Source organism: Lachnoanaerobaculum sp. OBRC5-5, assembly GCF_000296385.1.
GTDB lineage: Bacteria > Bacillota > Clostridia > Lachnospirales > Lachnospiraceae > Lachnoanaerobaculum.
Genome location: NZ_JH815185.1, coordinates 451036 through 469652 on the forward strand (window position 1 = coordinate 451036; position 18617 = coordinate 469652).

17 protein-coding genes and 1 pseudogene are annotated in these 18617 nt (G+C 35.0%); 16 read left to right on the forward strand and 2 right to left on the reverse strand.

All coding sequences use genetic code 11. The annotated features are described in order from the left end of the window. Positions 1-6 precede the first annotated feature (6 nt). The 5 genes from HMPREF1135_RS02105 (at position 7) to HMPREF1135_RS02125 (ending at position 6817) form a co-directional block, all read left to right on the forward strand. A complete protein-coding gene (locus HMPREF1135_RS02105; protein WP_007591455.1) occupies positions 7-1143 on the forward strand; it encodes a response regulator transcription factor in 1137 nt (378 codons plus the stop codon). Further along, positions 1122-2879: a sensor histidine kinase gene (locus HMPREF1135_RS02110; protein ID WP_007591462.1), complete on the forward strand. Its 1758-nt coding sequence runs from the start codon at positions 1122-1124 to the stop codon at positions 2877-2879. Before HMPREF1135_RS02105 ends, HMPREF1135_RS02110 begins: the two co-directional genes overlap by 22 nt. A gap of 331 nt (positions 2880-3210) precedes the next feature. Next, positions 3211-4962, forward strand: a complete 1752-nt coding sequence (locus HMPREF1135_RS02115) for a hypothetical protein (RefSeq protein WP_007591464.1) — start codon at positions 3211-3213, stop codon at positions 4960-4962. A gap of 19 nt (positions 4963-4981) precedes the next feature. Beyond that, positions 4982-5896 carry an ABC transporter permease gene (locus HMPREF1135_RS02120; RefSeq protein ID WP_007591465.1) on the forward strand — a complete coding sequence of 305 codons (915 nt, stop codon included), beginning with the start codon at positions 4982-4984 and terminating at the stop codon, positions 5894-5896. A 9-nt stretch (positions 5897-5905) separates the two neighbouring features. Beyond that, a complete protein-coding gene (locus HMPREF1135_RS02125) occupies positions 5906-6817 on the forward strand; it encodes a carbohydrate ABC transporter permease (RefSeq protein WP_007591466.1) in 912 nt (303 codons plus the stop codon). 31 nt (positions 6818-6848) lie between these two features. On the opposite strand, the gene mprF is transcribed toward HMPREF1135_RS02125, so the two are convergent. Then, positions 6849-9434: a bifunctional lysylphosphatidylglycerol flippase/synthetase MprF gene (gene mprF / locus HMPREF1135_RS02130; protein WP_007591467.1), complete on the reverse strand. Its 2586-nt coding sequence runs from the start codon at positions 9432-9434 to the stop codon at positions 6849-6851. A 25-nt stretch (positions 9435-9459) separates the two neighbouring features. Next, entirely contained in the window at positions 9460-10176 is a 717-nt protein-coding gene (locus tag HMPREF1135_RS02135; RefSeq protein ID WP_007591468.1) for an alpha/beta fold hydrolase, read from the reverse strand. A 214-nt stretch (positions 10177-10390) separates the two neighbouring features. Between HMPREF1135_RS02135 and HMPREF1135_RS02140 the strand changes: the two are divergent. The 11 genes and pseudogenes from HMPREF1135_RS02140 to HMPREF1135_RS02185 all read left to right on the forward strand — a co-directional run. Then, positions 10391-10927: pseudogene (locus HMPREF1135_RS02140) on the forward strand (DUF3841 domain-containing protein). A gap of 32 nt (positions 10928-10959) precedes the next feature. Beyond that, positions 10960-11646, forward strand: coding sequence for an alpha/beta hydrolase (locus HMPREF1135_RS02145; protein ID WP_007591474.1), 687 nt, complete (start codon positions 10960-10962; stop codon positions 11644-11646). Between the two features lie 84 nt (positions 11647-11730). Beyond that, entirely contained in the window at positions 11731-12120 is a 390-nt protein-coding gene (locus tag HMPREF1135_RS13510) for a recombinase zinc beta ribbon domain-containing protein (RefSeq protein WP_255347315.1), read from the forward strand. Positions 12121-12123: 3 nt separating this feature from the next. Next, on the forward strand, positions 12124-12306 hold the full coding sequence (locus HMPREF1135_RS13515) for a hypothetical protein (RefSeq protein WP_051007194.1): 183 nt from the start codon (positions 12124-12126) through the stop codon (positions 12304-12306). Between the two features lie 157 nt (positions 12307-12463). Continuing rightward, positions 12464-12688, forward strand: a complete 225-nt coding sequence (locus HMPREF1135_RS02155) for a hypothetical protein (RefSeq protein ID WP_007591476.1) — start codon at positions 12464-12466, stop codon at positions 12686-12688. 5 nt (positions 12689-12693) lie between these two features. Next, on the forward strand, positions 12694-14607 hold the full coding sequence (locus tag HMPREF1135_RS02160) for a hypothetical protein (RefSeq protein ID WP_007591478.1): 1914 nt from the start codon (positions 12694-12696) through the stop codon (positions 14605-14607). After that, entirely contained in the window at positions 14594-15478 is an 885-nt protein-coding gene (locus HMPREF1135_RS02165) for a hypothetical protein (RefSeq protein ID WP_007591479.1), read from the forward strand. The genes HMPREF1135_RS02160 and HMPREF1135_RS02165 overlap by 14 nt, the downstream gene beginning before the upstream one ends. Beyond that, positions 15479-16195: a DUF6339 family protein gene (locus tag HMPREF1135_RS02170; RefSeq protein ID WP_007591480.1), complete on the forward strand. Its 717-nt coding sequence runs from the start codon at positions 15479-15481 to the stop codon at positions 16193-16195. Between the two features lie 15 nt (positions 16196-16210). Continuing rightward, complete coding sequence (locus tag HMPREF1135_RS02175) at positions 16211-16546, forward strand: hypothetical protein (RefSeq protein WP_007591481.1); 336 nt, start codon at positions 16211-16213, stop codon at positions 16544-16546. A gap of 18 nt (positions 16547-16564) precedes the next feature. Beyond that, positions 16565-17068 (forward strand): hypothetical protein, encoded by a 504-nt coding sequence (locus HMPREF1135_RS02180; protein WP_007591482.1) that lies wholly within the window; start codon positions 16565-16567, stop codon positions 17066-17068. Between the two features lie 522 nt (positions 17069-17590). Then, positions 17591-18617 (forward strand): ISNCY family transposase (locus HMPREF1135_RS02185; protein WP_007591483.1); only part of this gene is annotated, 1027 nt, incomplete at its 3' end.

Sequence of the window (18617 nt, forward strand, 5' to 3'; positions counted from 1 at the left end):
GTAGAAATGTATAAGGTTTTATTTGCTGAGGATGAATTATTAGTAAGATTGGGTTTACAAAATTCAATTCCATGGAGTAAATATGAAATGGAAGTTGCAGCATTGGCAGACAACGGTATGGAAGCATACAGGCTCTTTGAAGAGATACATCCTGACATATTGATAACGGACCTTAGAATGGAAGGAATGGACGGTCTTGAACTTGTTAAAAGAGTCAGAGAAATAGATAAGGAATGTGCGATCGTAGTAATTTCCTGCCTGAATGATTTTGAAACCCTAAGGAAATTGATACCATATAATATCAATGCATATGTACTGAAGGCAAGTATAAGTATAGATGAAGTATGTAATGTACTGGAACAGACAAAAGAATATCTTATAAGTATCGGAAGGACAGCTAAAAAGGTGATACCTGATTTAGAAAAACCTGAGGATATTATATCAAAATATCTTTTGGGAGATGCCGTAATCAGTTTAGAGGATGATTTTGAAATATTCGAACATTTATTGATGTTTAGTCTGGAGGAGGAAAATAAAGATAAGATAAATAAGCTTGCAATGGATTTTATATATGAACTGGTTAACCGTCAGATACCGGGAGAAATGTTGGTTCCTCTAAAGGACAAGGAATTCTGTGTTTTTTATAGAAGTACAGAAAAAAAGATGGATGAGAGAATAAAGAGAATCAATAATTCCATAGGTGATTTTTTGGGAGTTCGTTTTAAAATCACACACAGCAGTCGTAGAAAAGCTGAGAATTTAAAAGACTGGTTTGATAGAGCCTATGTACAGCAGTATGAGATAAATATTGATGAAAACAGCGGTAAGGCATTGATTCAAAAGTCAATCGAGTATATGCAGGAACATTTCAGAGAAAGTTTGACCTTAACAGATATTTCACGTACTATAGGACTTTCTGTAAGCTATTTTTCGTATCTGTTTAAACAGGAAACCGGAAAAAATTATATTGAGTATCTAAATGAAATAAGGCTACTTGCAACCATGAAAGACTTGATGAATACTGATGAGAAGGTAGTTGTGGTTGCACAAAAGAACGGATTTCAGAACTTGGAGTATTTCTCAAGATACTTTAAAAAACAGACAGGAGAGTCACCGGCAAGATGGAGAAAATTAAACCGTTAAATCGTATGAATTGGAGACAAAAGGTTTTATTGTCTATTCTCGGAAGCTTTATAATTATAATCAGCTTTATGTTCTACATCACATACCACTACTTTGTGGAAAAGGTGGAAGCCGGAAATGAAAGGCTTGTTTTATTAAACTTTGAACAGGCTGAAAAGGATCTGGAAAATATTTTAAAAAATGCGGAACTGTGTTTGAATAAATATGTAATATCGGATCTTGTCTGGGAGTTCGGATATGAATATCCAAACAGCAATATAGACGAAAGCAGATTGAAAATGAAGATTTCCGAGAGTTTTCACTACGAAATGCTTGTAAACAGAGAAATTTCAGCTTTGGGAATATTAAAAGGAGACGGAGTTGGAATTGTTTCTTCCGCACTTGGTAAAAACCGTACCGGTGATACTGAAATATCCGGAGAAATTTTAAATGTTTTACAAAAGGTAAAAGAAAATTATCCCTATACTACTTGGGTACCAAGCTGGGAGCTGGATATAAATGACACAAGCCCTTTTAAAATAATGTCACAGACACCTTCTTTGGTAGGTATAAAGGCGGTAGGCGTAAATATAAATCTTGAAGAAGAGAGCTTTATTTTTGTTGCAATAAATGAAATAGATATTCAAAGTACATATAGGGCGGTTGCCTTTAATGACAGCAGGGCTATATTGGTAGATAAAAAAGGTCAAATAATTTCAGATGTCGATAAGAGTATGCTGGGCAAGGAATATTATACAAGTACGGATACACAAAATATTGAATATCCGCTTGATTTTTACGGATGGAAATTATGTGATATGATTCCCAAAGAAGAATATTTAAAAGATGCCAATGAAATCAGAGATTTCGGTATTATTGTAATTATACTGGCTATAGTAGCGACAGTCACTGTCGCTGTAATTTGGAGCAGAAAATATACTCAGCCGATAGAACTGCTTATGAAAAATATGCATCGTATTAAAAATCAGGAGTTTAATATTGATAAACCGAAAAAACTTGGCTGGGAAGAGCTGGATAGGTTAAATGAGGAATTATATTCCACAGCACAAAGTATAAAAGCGTATATTGAAAGATTAAAACAGGTAGAAGATGAAAAAAGAAGAGAAGAGCTTATGGCTCTTCAATATCAGATGAACCCTCACTTTCTATTAAATTCTCTTAACTCTATACGTTGGATGGCAATGATGACCAATAATACAATAGTTGCGGATACTTTGGTAAGGCTTGGAAAAATAATTACACCTGTACTAAGGAATCCAAGCCTAACATGGAAAGTTAAAAATGAAGTGGAATTCTTGGAGAATTATGCAGCTATGATGCAACTTAGATATGGGCATGATATGGAATATAAAATGAGTTGTAAAAAAGAATTATATGAGTTGGAATTCCCAAGATTCATATTACAACCCTTGATTGAAAATTGCTTTGTACACGGAAGCAGTCAGGAAGAGATACGTACAATAGAAGTTGTGATAGAATGTAATGATTATATGGATGTAAAGGTGATAAACAGCGGGATATTCTTAAATGAAGAAGAGCTTAGTCAAATAAGAAACAAGATAAAATCACCTCTAAAAACATCAGAGCATATAGGACTTGCAAATGTATCAAAACGCTTAGGGTTGCTGTATGGAGATAAGGGTAACATGTCTGTTGAAACAGATCCTAAATTAGGCTTGATCGTACATATACGATTTAATCAATATGTCGAAATGACAAATAAAGAAAGAGTTTAGTCATATAAAATTATTAAAAATAATAATGAAGTCTAAGACTTGACATATTTTATGGTATAAAGTGCAATAATCATAAAATATGTCAAGTTTTGTTTTTTAGAATAAAAAAACGATAAAATAGTCAATCGACAAATAATATAAAACATTTTAAGAAACTGTCTAAAATGATAATATAATTCTATCTTAGATAGAGAAAATATTTTGCTCAATAAGAAATATTTTTAACGGCCGGTACAAAATAATAATCGAAATCAAAACGAACAAATTGAACGTGAATTGATGTAGATTCAACATTGAATGCTTCATAGAAGCTACAAGGAGGGAAAAGTACATGAAAACAAGGAAATTGACAGCAATTTTAGGTGCTGTTGCATTAACAGCGTCATGTTTGGCAGGATGTGGCGGAGGAAAAGCCGATTCCGCATCGGGAAGTAAAACTGCAGCAAGCAGTCCTGAGGAAGTAAGCACAGCAGATCATGTGGATATTACTATAGGTGGATTATCTTTATCGGATTCTTCTACAGGAGCTTGGCCTACAGAAGTAATCAAGGCGGTTGAGGAAAAGTTTAACTGTACAATTACAACAAAGGCCTATGATCAGGAAAGCTTAAACCTTGATTTATCAGGTGGAAATACTTGTGATATAGTGCAGATATCGGATGGAAATATCGAAGGTGTGTTAAAAGGAAAACATGCGGTAAACCTTGTGGATTATAAGAATATCGCACCAAATATATTCTCCGACGGAATGGATTACAGAAATAAAATCATGCAGAAATTTAAAGGTGACAATGGTGAGGCACAGTACTTTGTTACACCTAGAGTTGTTTCTAAAGATTATGCAAAAAGCTACGGTTCTGTAGTTCAGTACGGTTATGTTGTACGATGGGATTTATACAAGCAGATTGGAGCACCGACAATCACTAATGATGATGAATATATCGAAGCATTGAAAAAAATGAAGGAGATTTATCCTAAGACAGAAGACGGTGCAGAAACATATGCAATGAGTGCATATAATGATGCGGACCTTCATACTTATTTCTTTAAAGGATGTCTTGGGGAGGGATATTTAAACCTTGAAGACGGACTTTATGTTCAGGATGCACAGACAAATGCACTTGTAGTTGATGTGTATGATAAGGATGAGAATGTTAAAACACCTTTCTGGTCGGGTGTAGAATTCTATAACAAGCTTTACAAAGCCGGATTATTAGATCCTGATAACTTTATTACAAAGGGTGAGGATCTTACAGAAAAGTATACAAAAGGACAGTACATCGGCGGTACTGTAAACTGGTACTTCGGAACATATAACAGCAACAATAAGGGAACTGATAAAGAGTATGTTGTTTTACCTTCAAAATTAGGATGGGTAAATGAGCAAAACAGAGCAGGATGGACAGGAAAGTACTTATTTGTATCTTCTCATTCACCAAATGTTGAGCGTGCTGTTATGGTGCTTGATTATTTACAGAGTGGAGAATTTGCAAGAAGCTCAGATTCAGGTGTTGAAGGACGTTGGGAGAAGGGCTCAGACGGAAAGCCACATTTAACTGAAGATACCATCAATATGAAGGTTGACGGAAGTCGTGCCGAAGAGTGGAAGATGAGCGGAATCAGCGACTCAAGAGTAGATAATCTTATCGGATGGGATTACAACAATGTTTTAGCGGACGGTGGAAGAGTTAGTCTTTGGAACGATGAAGATGTAATGAAAGACAGCCTTACAACAGCTGAGCTGGAACTTTGTGAACATTTCGGTATTTCATTACCAAGCGATCTTTTAAAGAACGGAGTTGAAAAGGGTGACAACATGGATCTTAGCAAATCGGATTCAACAATTCGTATGTGCCTTGAAACAATTCCAAAGAATATAGTACGTATTGACAGCAACTGTATTGAAATCACAAAGAATGCACTTCCAGGACTTATACAGGCGGATTCAGATGAGGCATTTGCCGCAGCTAAGGAAGCATTATTACAGCAGCTTTCCGATGCAAGCGTAAAAGAGTCTATTGATTGGTGGCAGAAGGCATGGGAGGATTCCAAGAGTGCAATAGAGAGTTTAGAGAGCAAATAAATACGAAAGGAGCATGTGTATGAACAGAAAAAGGGGATTTGTGAAAAGCGGATCAAAAGATTATAAATTGCTTTGGATGGCAATACCTTTTATCACAATAGTCTTTTTGTTTAGTTATGTTCCGATATTTGGCTGGATATATTCATTCTTTGATTATGTACCCGGAGTCAGTATTTTTGATTGTGACTTTGTAGGACTTGAGTACTTCAAACTGATTTTAAAAGATAACAATGTTTTAAGAGCTTTAAAGAACACATTTGTTTTTGCAATTATAAATATATGTTTAACACCGCTACCTATGCTCCTGGCGATTTTATTAAATGAGCTCAGAAACGGTCCTGTAAAGAAATTTGTACAGACATTTACAACACTTCCAAACTTTATAAGCTGGGTAATTATTTTCTCTCTTGCAACGGCACTTTTTGCATCAGACGGAATTATAACTATGCTTGCAGTAAAACTTGGACTTGGAGATGCTTCAAATTCATTACTGGGATCAAACGAAGCAGTATATTGGTTTCAGTCATTCCTTGTACAGTGGAAGACTTTGGGATGGAATTCAATCATTTATATGGCGGCTATTGCCGGAATTGACCAGGAGCAATATGAAGCGGCGAGAGTTGACGGTGCAGGACATTTTAAATGTGCAATTCATGTTACATTGCCTGCGATGATGGAGACTTTTGTTGTGTTGTTTATATTAAATATCGGTAATTTTCTAAATACCGGTTATGAGCAATACCTTCTATTTAAGAACTCATTAACAGCACCTAATATTGAAGTACTTGATTTATATACATATAGAATCGGTCTTCAAAATATGGACTACTCCTATGGTGTTGCAATCAGTGTTGTGAAATCAATTGTAAGTATAACATTGGTTTTAGCGGCAAATATGGTTGCAAAGAAAATAAGAGGTAAGGCAGTTATCTAAGGGGGCATTATGAATAAGAATAAAATGAAAGTTTCAACATCAAGAAAAGTATTTTTAGTGTTTGACTATTGTCTGATGATACTGCTTGCACTTATATGTATTTATCCGTTCTGGTATGTACTTTGTTACTCATTAAGCGATACAACGGCAGCATCGGTGAATACACCGGTATTTTTACCAAGTGGTTTTACACTTAGTAACTACAAAGAAATTCTAACCTTAAAAGGATTCTTTCCGGCACTTTTAATGTCTTTGTTAAGAACTGTGGTCGGAACTATAACATCTGTATTTTGTTGCTCTTTTCTGGCATACCTTTTTACTAAGGACAAGATGCCGGGGAGAAAGATACTGTATCGCTTTGTAGTGTTTACCATGTATATCAGTGGCGGTATGATTGCCACATATATTGTAATGAAGTCATATGGATTATTGAACTCATTTTGGGTATATATATTACCTTCAATGATTTCCGCCTACAATATGATTTTGATAAAAACATATATAGAGCAGCTGCCGCCTGAACTTGAAGAATCTGCAAGTTTGGACGGAGCAGGGTATATTACATGTTTTTTCAAGATAATATTTCCGCTTTGCAAACCTATAATAGCGACTGTTGTAGTGTTTGTAGCAGTTGGACAGTGGAATTCATGGTTTGATAATCATATCTATACAAGAGCAAATGAATCCCTGACAACATTACAGTATTTATTATATAATTATCTGAACGAGGCACAGAGACTTGCAGAGCAATTAAAAACAGCTTCAAGTGGAGCTGATATGACAAAGGCAATGGCAAGTATCTCACCAAAGGGAATCAGAATGACAATTACAGTATTGGCATCACTACCGATTTTTGCACTATATCCGTTTATGCAAAAATACTTTTCAAAAGGAATAATGGTAGGAGCGGTTAAAGGATAAAGAAAGGCGGGTTGATTTTTCAACCCGTTTTTTATACCTTTTTTACCTGCCTGTTATCGATCTTATATATAGTAAGTAAATCAAAGAGCAGATTACTGTCTTTCGGGTAGGATAAATATCTTGCCTCCCAAGCAGGACCGAACTTTTCCTTATACTTTCTCAGGCCGCCGAAGGAATAGAAACGACTTGTGAAACTGTAAACTAAAAATGCAAGTTTCTCATTTAAAAAGCTGTGATCATACTGACCGACATTTGAAAGAGGAGCCATTCCAAGGTCAAAGTATCTTACATTATTTTCCTTCATATAAAGAAAAATTCGTACAAAGAGATAGTCCATAATACCGTTTCTTTCCGTTTTAGGATCGTAGCGCATAAGGTCTATACTTGACTCATTATCATCATTACATACCAAAAAGTTTGCAAATGCCTGAATATTTCCGGAACCATCAAGCACACAGGCTATGGGTGCAAGTGAAAGATAATCTCTGTCAAAATACCCTAAAGAAAAGCCCTTTTCCTGCCTGCCAGAAAGCCAGTCATCTGAAATATTTTTTAATTCATCCAAAAAATCATTTGAAAAAGGCGGAAACTCTACTTTAAAGGAATATCCGCTGTTTTCTCCACGATTTGTAATAGCACGAAACTTTCTTCCGGCTTTTCCGGTCAGATCGAATTCATCCAGATTAACTTTTGCAGTTTCACCAAATTTCATAAAATCATAGCCGAAATTGTGCAGGAGTAAAGTGGTATCCTGACTTATTTCATAAAAAAGAGGTATAAGATTTTTGTCTTCAGCATCTTTTATAAATGAAGATACAGCTTTATTAAAATATTCACTTCTACCTATAGGATCCCCCATAACAACAGCCTTACCGTCTTCTAAGGCAAATTGAAAAGCTACGAGATCTTTTTCATCTTCAGTGTAATAATAGATAAGTTTATCTCCCAAAAATGCAAGAGAAGCATTTAAGTCGGTATTATCAAAACTTTCTAAAAACTCTTTATAACGAGATTTTTCAAATTTTTCTCCAAAGGAAAAATGTTTATCCTTTGCCATAGATTCCACTGCAATATAAAAGAATGCAATAATCAGTAAGTATGCAAAAAGATGTAAAAAGTGAATGAAAAATCCGTTAAAAAAATGTGTTCCCATAGAAGTCTTTGAGAGGAAACCGTTATGGTGGAAGAGAAGAAAGCCCAAACTGTTTCCACCTGTATTTCCCCTTGATACATACAAAAGAAATACAGTGATTACAAAGCTGGAAACTATATATCCTATATCTTTTATTCTGTCCTCTAAAGGATAGAAAAATGACTTTCTGTTTAAGCTGTTTCTCTCAGTATATAAAAGCATTAAAAATACAAGTATATAAAGACTGCCAAAAACAGAGTAACCGCCCAGATTGATATAAATAAGGCTTATGAGGCATAGTACAACACAAAAAGGTTTTGCAAATGCAGAATGTCTTTTTATCAATCTTCCAAGCAGGAAGAAAAGGCTTCCAAGAAGAAAACTTGGAAATTGAAAGAGCAGTTGACCTCGGATTGGATCCATTTTCCCTATAAAAGGTATGTTATGAATTTCATCGGGAAGTATTGCACTTGCCATAAGGAAAAAGCCGAAGAAATTTGCCATGAAATGAAGTATTCCACGGCGTACTATGTTTGAGAGTTTCCCGGGTAAACCAAGAAACTTGTCATTTATTTGGCCTGCCATACTTTTTATAAATAAAATCAGTCCTATAAAGAACGGAATAAAATAATAAAAAATACGGAAAAGCAAAAGCCAACTTGCAGCTTCATTATGGTTTAATGAAAGATGGAGCAGGCCTCCTATCATTATCAGATCAAAACTTCCAAGACTTCCCGGTATCATTGAAACAATACCTATACAAATGGAAATACAATATAAAGGAAGTATATTTACAAATGAAATATTGTAACCAAGTACTCTTCCTACATAGAAGAAAAATCCGGATACAAACAGCCAATCCAAAAGTGAGGTGCATATGAGAGCAAGTATTTTCTTCTTGCTCAAATTTCCGAAGTAGTCAAGCCTTTTTCTTGTAGATAGGAAAAGTAGTGCCGGAAGTATAAGAGAGGCAAGTACAAGTACAAAACTATATGTCTTTAAAGTACTATTCTTATCATGAGAAAACAGCAATAACAATGATATAAACGACAATAAAGAAAGTCCCGACATAAAATACGGCATTACCTTTGATATGCCTTTCATTGTTTTACCTTCCTGTTCTTCATCGGAAAAATAGCTGTATCTAAGTCCGACATCCACAAGTCCCGCAAAGCCTATAAGATTATTTAAGCTGTTTATAGTCCAGCTGTTTTCAATAAGCTTAAATATAGATATTTTCTTGCCAAGTTCTTTTGTCAGTATATAGTCATACAGCATCATAGGAGAAACTGCAAGAATACCGAAAATAAAAAGGCTAAAAATCTGTAATACAGACAAATGACGAAGTATATCCTTTACGGCACTGAAAGAAACAGTCTTTCTCATATGAGAAAATTCTATCAGAACCAAGATAAGTATACTTACAAACAAAATGCCTTTTAAAACATTTTTATATTTTTTAAAAAAAGAGATGATCTTTTGCATGTTTACCTCCGTAAAGAATTAAAAATCACTGAGTACAACTTTGTATATAGCTTACCATTTTGGAAACAGTCCGGTTAAAGTAGTTACTGTCCTTTTTGGGGATATTGTGTCCTTGGTTTTTCCTCTTTATAAACTTACCCCTAGGGAAAAGTTCTGCAATAGATATGCTGTGCTCCCTTTTGATCATATCATGGTCTCCAACCAAAACTATGACAGGATAGTTTGATTTGGAGAAAGTTTTTTGGGGAATATTCAGATCTTCACGTAAGAGTGGAGAGACCTTTGATCTTCTTTTAAAACAGGGGAAGATTATACCCAGAGTTTTATATAAGACTTCTTCAAGATAACAAGCGTATCCGGGGAGAAATTTCAGACCCTTAAAACTGATATTGCCGCTGTTTGCCAAGATACCTGCGACTCTCTCTTGGTGAAGTGCAGCATACTTTATGGCAAGATTTGCACCGTCGCTATGTCCTACCAGAAGACATTTTTCTATATTTAGATATGAAAGCAGCTCATCAAGACTGTCAGCCAGATAAGAAAAGCTTATTTTCCCCAAAATATCTCCCGATTTACCATGTCCCAAGCTGTCTACAAAAATAAGCTTATAGTATCTGCCCAAAACCATTTGCTTTTTAAAATAACTGCTTTCCAAATTGTTTCCGTGCAAGAATACAATCGGAAAGCCTTTTCCTATGATTTCATAATGGATTCTTTCTCCGTTACTACGATAAAATTCCATTTCATCACACTTTCTATGCTTTATTTCGTATCATGTTCTAGCACAATGAAAGTGGAATGTCAAATTAAGTTTGGATGAAGTATGGGAATTTCAAATTGAGATTTAATTATATGTGAGAAAATGCTATTATTATAGACAGAGAGGTGAAAGTATAAATTGTAAAATAGATAATGTATAATTAGTAATATTATTAATTGATTTTATGGAGTTTAGAATGCTTTTATGGACTATTCAACATAAGGCTGCCTATGATATTTTTCTTGAGACAGGTAGACTTATAGCAAATGAAAAATATTTATTGTTTGATGGTGGATTACGTTGTTATTATGAATGGATTGCCGAACAGATGAAAAAACGTATTGGAAGGCCACCAAATGATGTAAAATACCCTGTATGGGCGTAGTATCAATGGGAAGGTGTAAGAAAACGTCCTGATATGAGGATTCATAGATATGGAGGTAAGAAGGGAACACCTGTAGTTTTGCTAACTATAGATATACCTGACAATATGGTTTTACTGTCAGACTTTGATATGTGGCATGTTGTATTGAATGACGGATATTTACCACTATATGATAAAGATGATATTGAAGATCCAAGTGAAGATGAAAAATTGAAAAGCTGGGAAAATGTTTTTTGTATAGATGAAGTAACCGACTGTTGGTATGTACCGAAATCTACTCAAGCAACATTTTGGGAGTTAAAAAAGGAATGGGTTTTGAAGGCGGAGCATTTTGTTTTAGCCAGATAAATATAATTTAAGGCCTGTGGTAGGAGGTATAGGTGATAACAGATAATAATAAAGTAAAGTTTAATATAAAAGATAAAGTAATCACTCTATTCAAGTCACCTGATACAAATGCTCCTTTGATTGTTTTTAATATTTTTGAAGGTGATGGCGAAGATTTATATCAAGCATTGCAGAATATGGGCTGCACTTCCATAAATTTACTTGTGATTGGAAATATTGATTGGAATCATGATATGTCACCATGGTATATGCCTTCAATCTATTCTAAAGAAAAATCTTTTAGCGGCGGTGCAGATGAGTATCTTAGATTGCTTATAGATGACATTTTGCCAAAGGCAAAGGAGATGATAGATGGCGAACCCGGATTTACAGGAATAACAGGATATTCACTTGCAGGTCTTTTTGCTGTTTATGCTATGTATAAAACCGATGCATTTGACAGAGTGGCAAGTATGTCAGGCTCACTTTGGTTTCATGACTTTATTGAATACTGCAAAAGAAATGATTGTAGGAAGTTACCTGATAAAATATATTTTTCTCTGGGGGATAAAGAGGCAAATACACGCAATCCTGTATTAAAAATTGTGGAAGATAATACAAGAGAGCTTTCAGAGTATTTTAAGAAACTTGGGAGCGAGGTGATATTTGAATTGAATCCGGGTAATCATTTCACAGATACAATTCTTCGCATTGCAAAGGGAATAAAGGCAATTTTATAGTTTTTATTAAAAGAACAAAAAAATTATTCAAGAGTTGTATTAAATTATACTAATATTATTGCATATTAGTATTTACGCTCAAGTATTTGTACCTGCATGAAATGTGGGAATATTTACATACGAATAGCTTGGAATAATCAAGGAAAGAAATCAATTGTGTGGAGATGCTGCACAAGGGAGAAAAGGGGAGCATCATATTGTTTTGCACCGATAGTGCAGGAGGAAGAACTTAAACATGCAGTTATCGATGCCATGAATGCTGTTTTGGAAAACTCCCAAGATATGATAGATATCCTGGAAGAGAATATTCTGGAAGTTATCAGACAAGATAATTCTGTTGAAATAGAGGAAATTAATAATACTATTGCAGAAAAACAGAAGAAACTCTTGGATTTGGCATACGGCAAAAAGACTATTCTAAATGGTCTGATGAAAGGGGAGATCTTAGACAGCACAAGCAGTTACTTTTGGTAAAGCATGCTCAGAGAAGGCACTAGACAACGAATCAATGAACTTGCAGCCTATGTTAAAATGAATGATACTCAGATAATAGAGTATGATGATAAGCTAGTTAGAAAATATATCGAGCAGATACAGATCTATTATGATAAGTTTATGGTCTGTTTTAAAGCAAAGATTGAAACCAATGTTTTAAGGTAAAATTCAAAGAATCAGTAGCGTCCAGAGGAAAGTCTGGGCGTATTAATTTGCAAATAATTATAATATATAAAAAATAATATCGAAATAAATACAATGTATTGACACATAAAGTAAAAATATATAAAATAAAATAAAAATATAAGATGAGGAGAAAAATATGACTGAATCAAAACATGATAAATTTATTAGAGTTGCTGAGTCTAGAACAAATAAAATCATCGATATGATTCGACTTTTAAGTAACTGCTCTAATACAGCAACATACGAATACACAGATGAAGACGTAAAAAAGATTTTCTCTGCATTAGAATCAGAATTAAAAGCTTGCAAAAGTAAGTATCAAGATATTAGCAATAAGGAAAATAAATTTACTTTGAGGTGATTTAGATGACTATAGAGTGGAAGTTTCCGCATAATGGGTTTGGACAAGTGCGTGGAGTGTCGGATGCAGGTATTGAAACATTTACAGGAACAGAGATTCAGTCATTGGCAAGAGAAATTTGTCAGAACTCATTAGATGCAACGGTGGAAGGCAGTAATGCAACCATTAAAGTTGATTTTGAACAGTATAGAATTCCCTCTTCTGATATTCCTGGATATGAGCAGTATGTTTCTAAAATTCAGAAAGCTTATAATTATTGGTCGAAAAAGAATAGCGAAAAGACTATTAAGGTACTGAAAAAGGCATTAAATGCAATTAAGATGCCTACTACAGTTGTTTTGCGAATTAGCGATTTTAACACAACTGGACTTAGTCATCCATATGAGGATAGTGACGAAGGCTGGAATGCATTGACAAAACTTGATGGTGGTGCGACAAAAACTGGTGATAAAGCTGGAGCCTTTGGGATAGGAAAGAATGCACCATTTACAAATTCGGATTATAGACTGGTCTTTTATAGAACTCTGAATGAAGATCAAGAGACTGCTGCACAGGGAATGTCACGCTTTATATCTTTTCCGGAGGATTTAAGCAATAGTATGAATACAATGACAACCGGAATTGGTTACTATGGAAATCCAGAAGGCAACTTACCTGTTGATTCTATCAGTGAGTTGGAAAAACTATATCAGAGATCTGAGATTGGTACAGATGTTTTTGTGTATGGATTTAATGCGGGATATGAATGGAATATCGATGTAATTAACGAGGTTCTGGAAAACTTCTTAATGTCTATTCACAAAAATTTATTAAGCGTAACGGTTGCCAATAAAGCAATCAATAGTTCTACACTTGCAAGTTATCTCAGTACATATAATGTAAAAATAAAAAATGCATATTGGTACTACCAAGTGCTTGTTCGACCTGAAACAAAAGTATTCAAAAGAGACTTTTATGGGATGGGGACTCTAAAACTTAGCGTTTTAGTCGATCCTTCGGAGAAGTTGAATAGAAAAATTCTGATTACGAGATCTTCGGGGATGAAATTATTTGCATTAGGTAATATGTTGAGAATTATTTCATTTTCCGGTGTGCTTGAAATGGAAGGTAAAGAGCTTAATGAGTTCTTTAGAGAAATGGAAACTCCGGCACATGATAAATGGTTGCCAAGCAGACACTCAACTAACGTGCCCCTAGCAAAAGAATATAACAATGAATTAAAAGATTGGATAAGAGAATGTGTTCAAACGTTGGGTGAGCATTCTAGTGATGATGAAATTGAAGTCGCAGGTTTGGCAGGTGTTCTTCAGAAGGAATCAGATAAGACTGATCAGCGAGGAGATGACAGCAATAAGGAAAGTCTCCAGGATACAATTGGATCCATTACAATTCAATCTCGAACATCAAAAACGAAGCTAAAAGGGTTGTTTTACGGAAGTGAAGGGAATGGAAAGTCGAAGAAGATGGATACAGAAGGAACCATTGGAGTCGATGGTGGTGATCCAACAACACGTAATTTAGGCGGTACTAGGCATCGAAGCAAAAAGGATACTCATAAAGGCAGAGTTACTGCAGGTGGACATGATACCGTACATAAAAGGTATGGTGGAGATATAAATCAGGAACTTAAAAATGTCAGAGTTATTAAGACATCGAGAAATACCTATAGAGTTTCCTTTATTTTGCCACGCGATATTCGTACAGGACATGTTGAGATTGTTACAGTCGGTGAAAATGATAAATCAAATCGACTTGCAATCGATTCTGCATCTGAGTTGATGGGATGCACAGGAATAAAAAAGAGTTCCGAAGGCGTAAGTTTTTCCAGTATGAAGGGAAATGAAAAAGTCCAGTTTGAAATTGCTTTGTTGGATAACCGGGATTATGCGATGGAGGTAAATGTATATGAACATAACTAAAAGATTATATACATATCCGGTTCTAAGTGAAGAAAGAGATGATTACATGGATTCTGTCTTTGATGCAGATGTGCAGTATAAAATGAATGGTGTTAATAATCTGTTGTTTGATTTCGATATAGAAATGGATAACAAAGAACTTCATAAAATGATTCTGGAAGGTAAAGCTGAATATGTGATTCATATTGAATGTGCAAACACATCATATAGAACTACGATTCATGGTATTTTCAATCACGTAAGCAAAGAAATTCCGATTGAAAGAATCAATGGAAGAATAGAAATTATCGTTTTAATAGTGATAAAAAAACATGTTAATCATTTTGTGAATTCTAATTGGAACGATGATTACCAGGGGCTGTCATTTGAACTGTCGAAAGGAAGTATTCTTGCGTATAAAAATATACCAGCAATTGAGATTGTAAAGAATTACGAGGAATTTAACAACACAAGTTCTATTTTTAAGGTGTATAAGAGATTAACAACTGAACCAAAGCCAATGGAAGTGGAACTTTCGACTCCGCAAATTGGTATCGGCTTGGGATTGGAAGAATATGAGATTTATTCTCGTTTCTGTGCTAAAGAAGAATTCCAACCGATATTGAACTCTATGATGGTATTCCCTGCATTGGTATACGTTTTTGAAGAGTTAAAACAAGAGAATGGAATTGATAACTACGCAGGTAGAAATTGGTATATTTCTTTATCAAAGGCCTATGAGAAACGTGGAGTAGACTTGGAAAATGAACTGTTATATTCTGATAAGACTTCTGTGCAGTTAGCACAAGAAGCAATGGAATTACCGTTGAATGTTGCATTGAGAAAATTCGCAGATCTGTTCGAAGCTGGTGAGGAAGAGGAGGATGCTTAAATGAAATTATATTTTATGAAAAAAGAAGCATTGGACATCCTTAAATCCAACCTTGATATTGTTTACAACATGTATTTCACGGAAAAGGATAATAAATGGCTTTGGAAAGTCTGTGGAGGAGATCCGTTTATCGAATTTAAGGAGATACAAGATTTCCAGTTGGCTCCAATTGATTCTGACTTGTCAAAAGGTGAAGTTGAGTTCGCAAATTGCAAGATTATTTATCAGCACTTGTCATTTTTGACAGAGTCGCAGGCTTGTGACGAAAGGTTGTGGGCGGGACTATGTCATTCGGTTTATTATGGTTACCTTAGAAAAAGATGGGATTATAATGAAAAATCACCTAAAACGCAGAAAGAGGCTGTATCAAATATAAAATCGAGATTCTTCTTTTCAGGTGGTACAAGAGCCGGATTATTTAGAAATTCAGTAGCCAAGTGTTGGTGGGTTGGAAGAAATACTTATGATCCAAGTAATGTAACAAATCCATTTGAAAAACTGGATATTATAGGCAGCAACGATATTAGTAGTAAGATTTCGGACATTTTTTACAGTAATAATTTTTCTGCGAATCCGATTATTTTGAATGGCATTGTTAAGGCGTTCAAGAACTTTAAAGAGGAAAATACACAGCTTTCACTCAAGGAGCATATAAGATCATCATTGCAATTTTTGAACGCAGTAGGTGGAGGAGTAGTTCTCGATTGTCTCGATTAGGGCGAGATTGCAGACATGCTCATTGATAATATTTATGGCATCTTACAAGGTGATGAGCAAGTGGTAGAGATCGAGGATGAACCAGAAGAGTACAAAGATATGGATCTTGATGGCAATGAAGTGCCAGAAGATGAAAGTACGGAAGACAGCGCTGAAGATGAGTATATAGTTATTGGTCAAAAAGTGAATGTTCGTATTAAGGAAACTGATGAACCAAAAAAGATACTGGTAAATTATCTTCAGAACTCCACAAAGATTCCTCAATTGGCAAAAAGTCTTTTAGGTTGCCGAATTGGCGATGAGGTTTCCTTCCAGGGAAAGACTTATGTTATCGAAACGATTCAAAAGTAAAGGGGGTAAGAATACAAAATGTCTAAAATGCTAACTGAGCAACAAGTAAAAGATGCTCTGCAAATTGATTCATTTAGAAATTTATCAAAAGAAAAAATCATTGAGTTTGCTTCTTTAATACCTAATATGGATAAAGATGTTGCAATAAGTATCATCAATCAGTTTCCGGCATATGCCGAGTCTAGCAGAAAATTGTTGGAACAGTTTAAGAATGTATGTGATAAGGCTCTGGAAAATAATAAAGATAGTCAGAAGGATGCAATCATGGCATACAAAAAAATCCTTGATGACTTGGGCGAAGTTTTAAAGAAAGAGGAAGTTACGCCTTTGGAAAGAAGTCGTATAACTGAGCAAATGCTTGAGGTAGCAGATAGAATATCTGCAAAAGATACTGAAAATAAACAGTTTATAGATAATCTTGTCAAATACGGAACTCAGTTAACTGCAGGTGCACTTTTATTGGGAGCAGTAATACTAGGAGTAAATGTAAAGGGTATTAATCTGCCTAAACTTAAAAAATAAGAAAATAAAAACAACCTAACGTTTACACTTTTTAATGATAGCTTAGGCCAATCTTAAAAGGGTTCATGAATATGTCCTTAAATACTAAGGTAAAATCTGAAATTTATAGGGAGCTGTACTTTCATTTGGAGGGGGATTGATGACAAGAAAGTAATAAGAAAAAGCGTAGAAAAGTCTTGAGAGTAAAGGGCTTAGATAAAAAATACAGAAGTTTGTAAAATTGGTTTACTCTATTATTTTAGAGCGATTGATAATGGTATTGACTACTGGAAATTGGTGGTTGTGGAGGTAGAACTACTTTTTTACTTGACAAAATAATATTACTATTATTTTGGGGCATTCTTAGAATATGTGGCAATAGAATTTTGTCAACAATTAAAAAACAGTATTTTAATAATTTATAAGCCATATATGATAAAGTCCCATTATACCACAAATAAAAATGTCCCACTTATGGTAGAATACTATTTTGTATATTCTAACACTAGGAGGGACTGACTTATCAGAAAGGTTATTTTATCAATGGATGAACAAAGAAAGTACGAGGTTATTAAAGGTCTGGTAGATCACCCAGATACAGCTAATAAGGATAGAGCTGCTCTTATCCTAGGATGCACCAAGAGGCATATAAACCGTATGATACAAGGCTATATTAAAGATGGTAAAGCATTCTTTATTCATGGTAACAGAGGTAAGAAGCCGGCTACCACCATCCACCCTGATATCAGAAGTCAGGTTCTTGATCTATACAGAACTAAATACTACGAGGCTAACTTTGAACACTATACAGAGCTTCTAAAAAAGCATGAGGGCATAAGCATCTCTTCTTCCTCTGTAATGAGTATTTTGGAGTCTGAGTACATTCTATCTCCAAAGGCTACAAAAGCCAAACGTAGACGCATTAGGCAAACACTAAGAGCCAAGAAGGAAGCTGCAACGTCAAAAAAGGAATTATCACAGATACAGGCTAACTTAGTAGCAGTTGAAGATGCTCACAGTCGTCGTCCAAGATGTGCTTATTTCGGTGAATTGCTTCAGATGGATGCAACCCCTTATGAATGGGTACCGGGACAGATATGGCATCTACATTTAGCCATTGATGATGCCTCAGGTGCTGTTACCGGTGCATGGTTTGATACTCAGGAGACCCTTAACGGCTACTACCATGTGTTTGAACAGATTCTTACCGATTATGGTATCCCCTATAAGTTTCTTACCGATAAACGTACTGTATTTACTTACAAGAAAAAAGGTGCCTTATCTGACGACAATGACACCTATACACAGTTCGCTTACGCCTGCAAGCAACTTGGTACACAACTTGAATCAAGCAGCGTACCACAGGCTAAAGGACGCATAGAACGATTGAATCAAACCTTACAGTCACGCCTGCCTATTGAGTTTAGACTCGCAGGCGTAACCGACATCAATAATGCCAATGAATTCCTTCACTCCTACATAAAGGAATTCAATGAGAAGTTCTCACTTCCACTTCATGGTATCAAATCTGTCTTTGAAACGCAACCGTCTAAAGAAAAAATAAATCTTA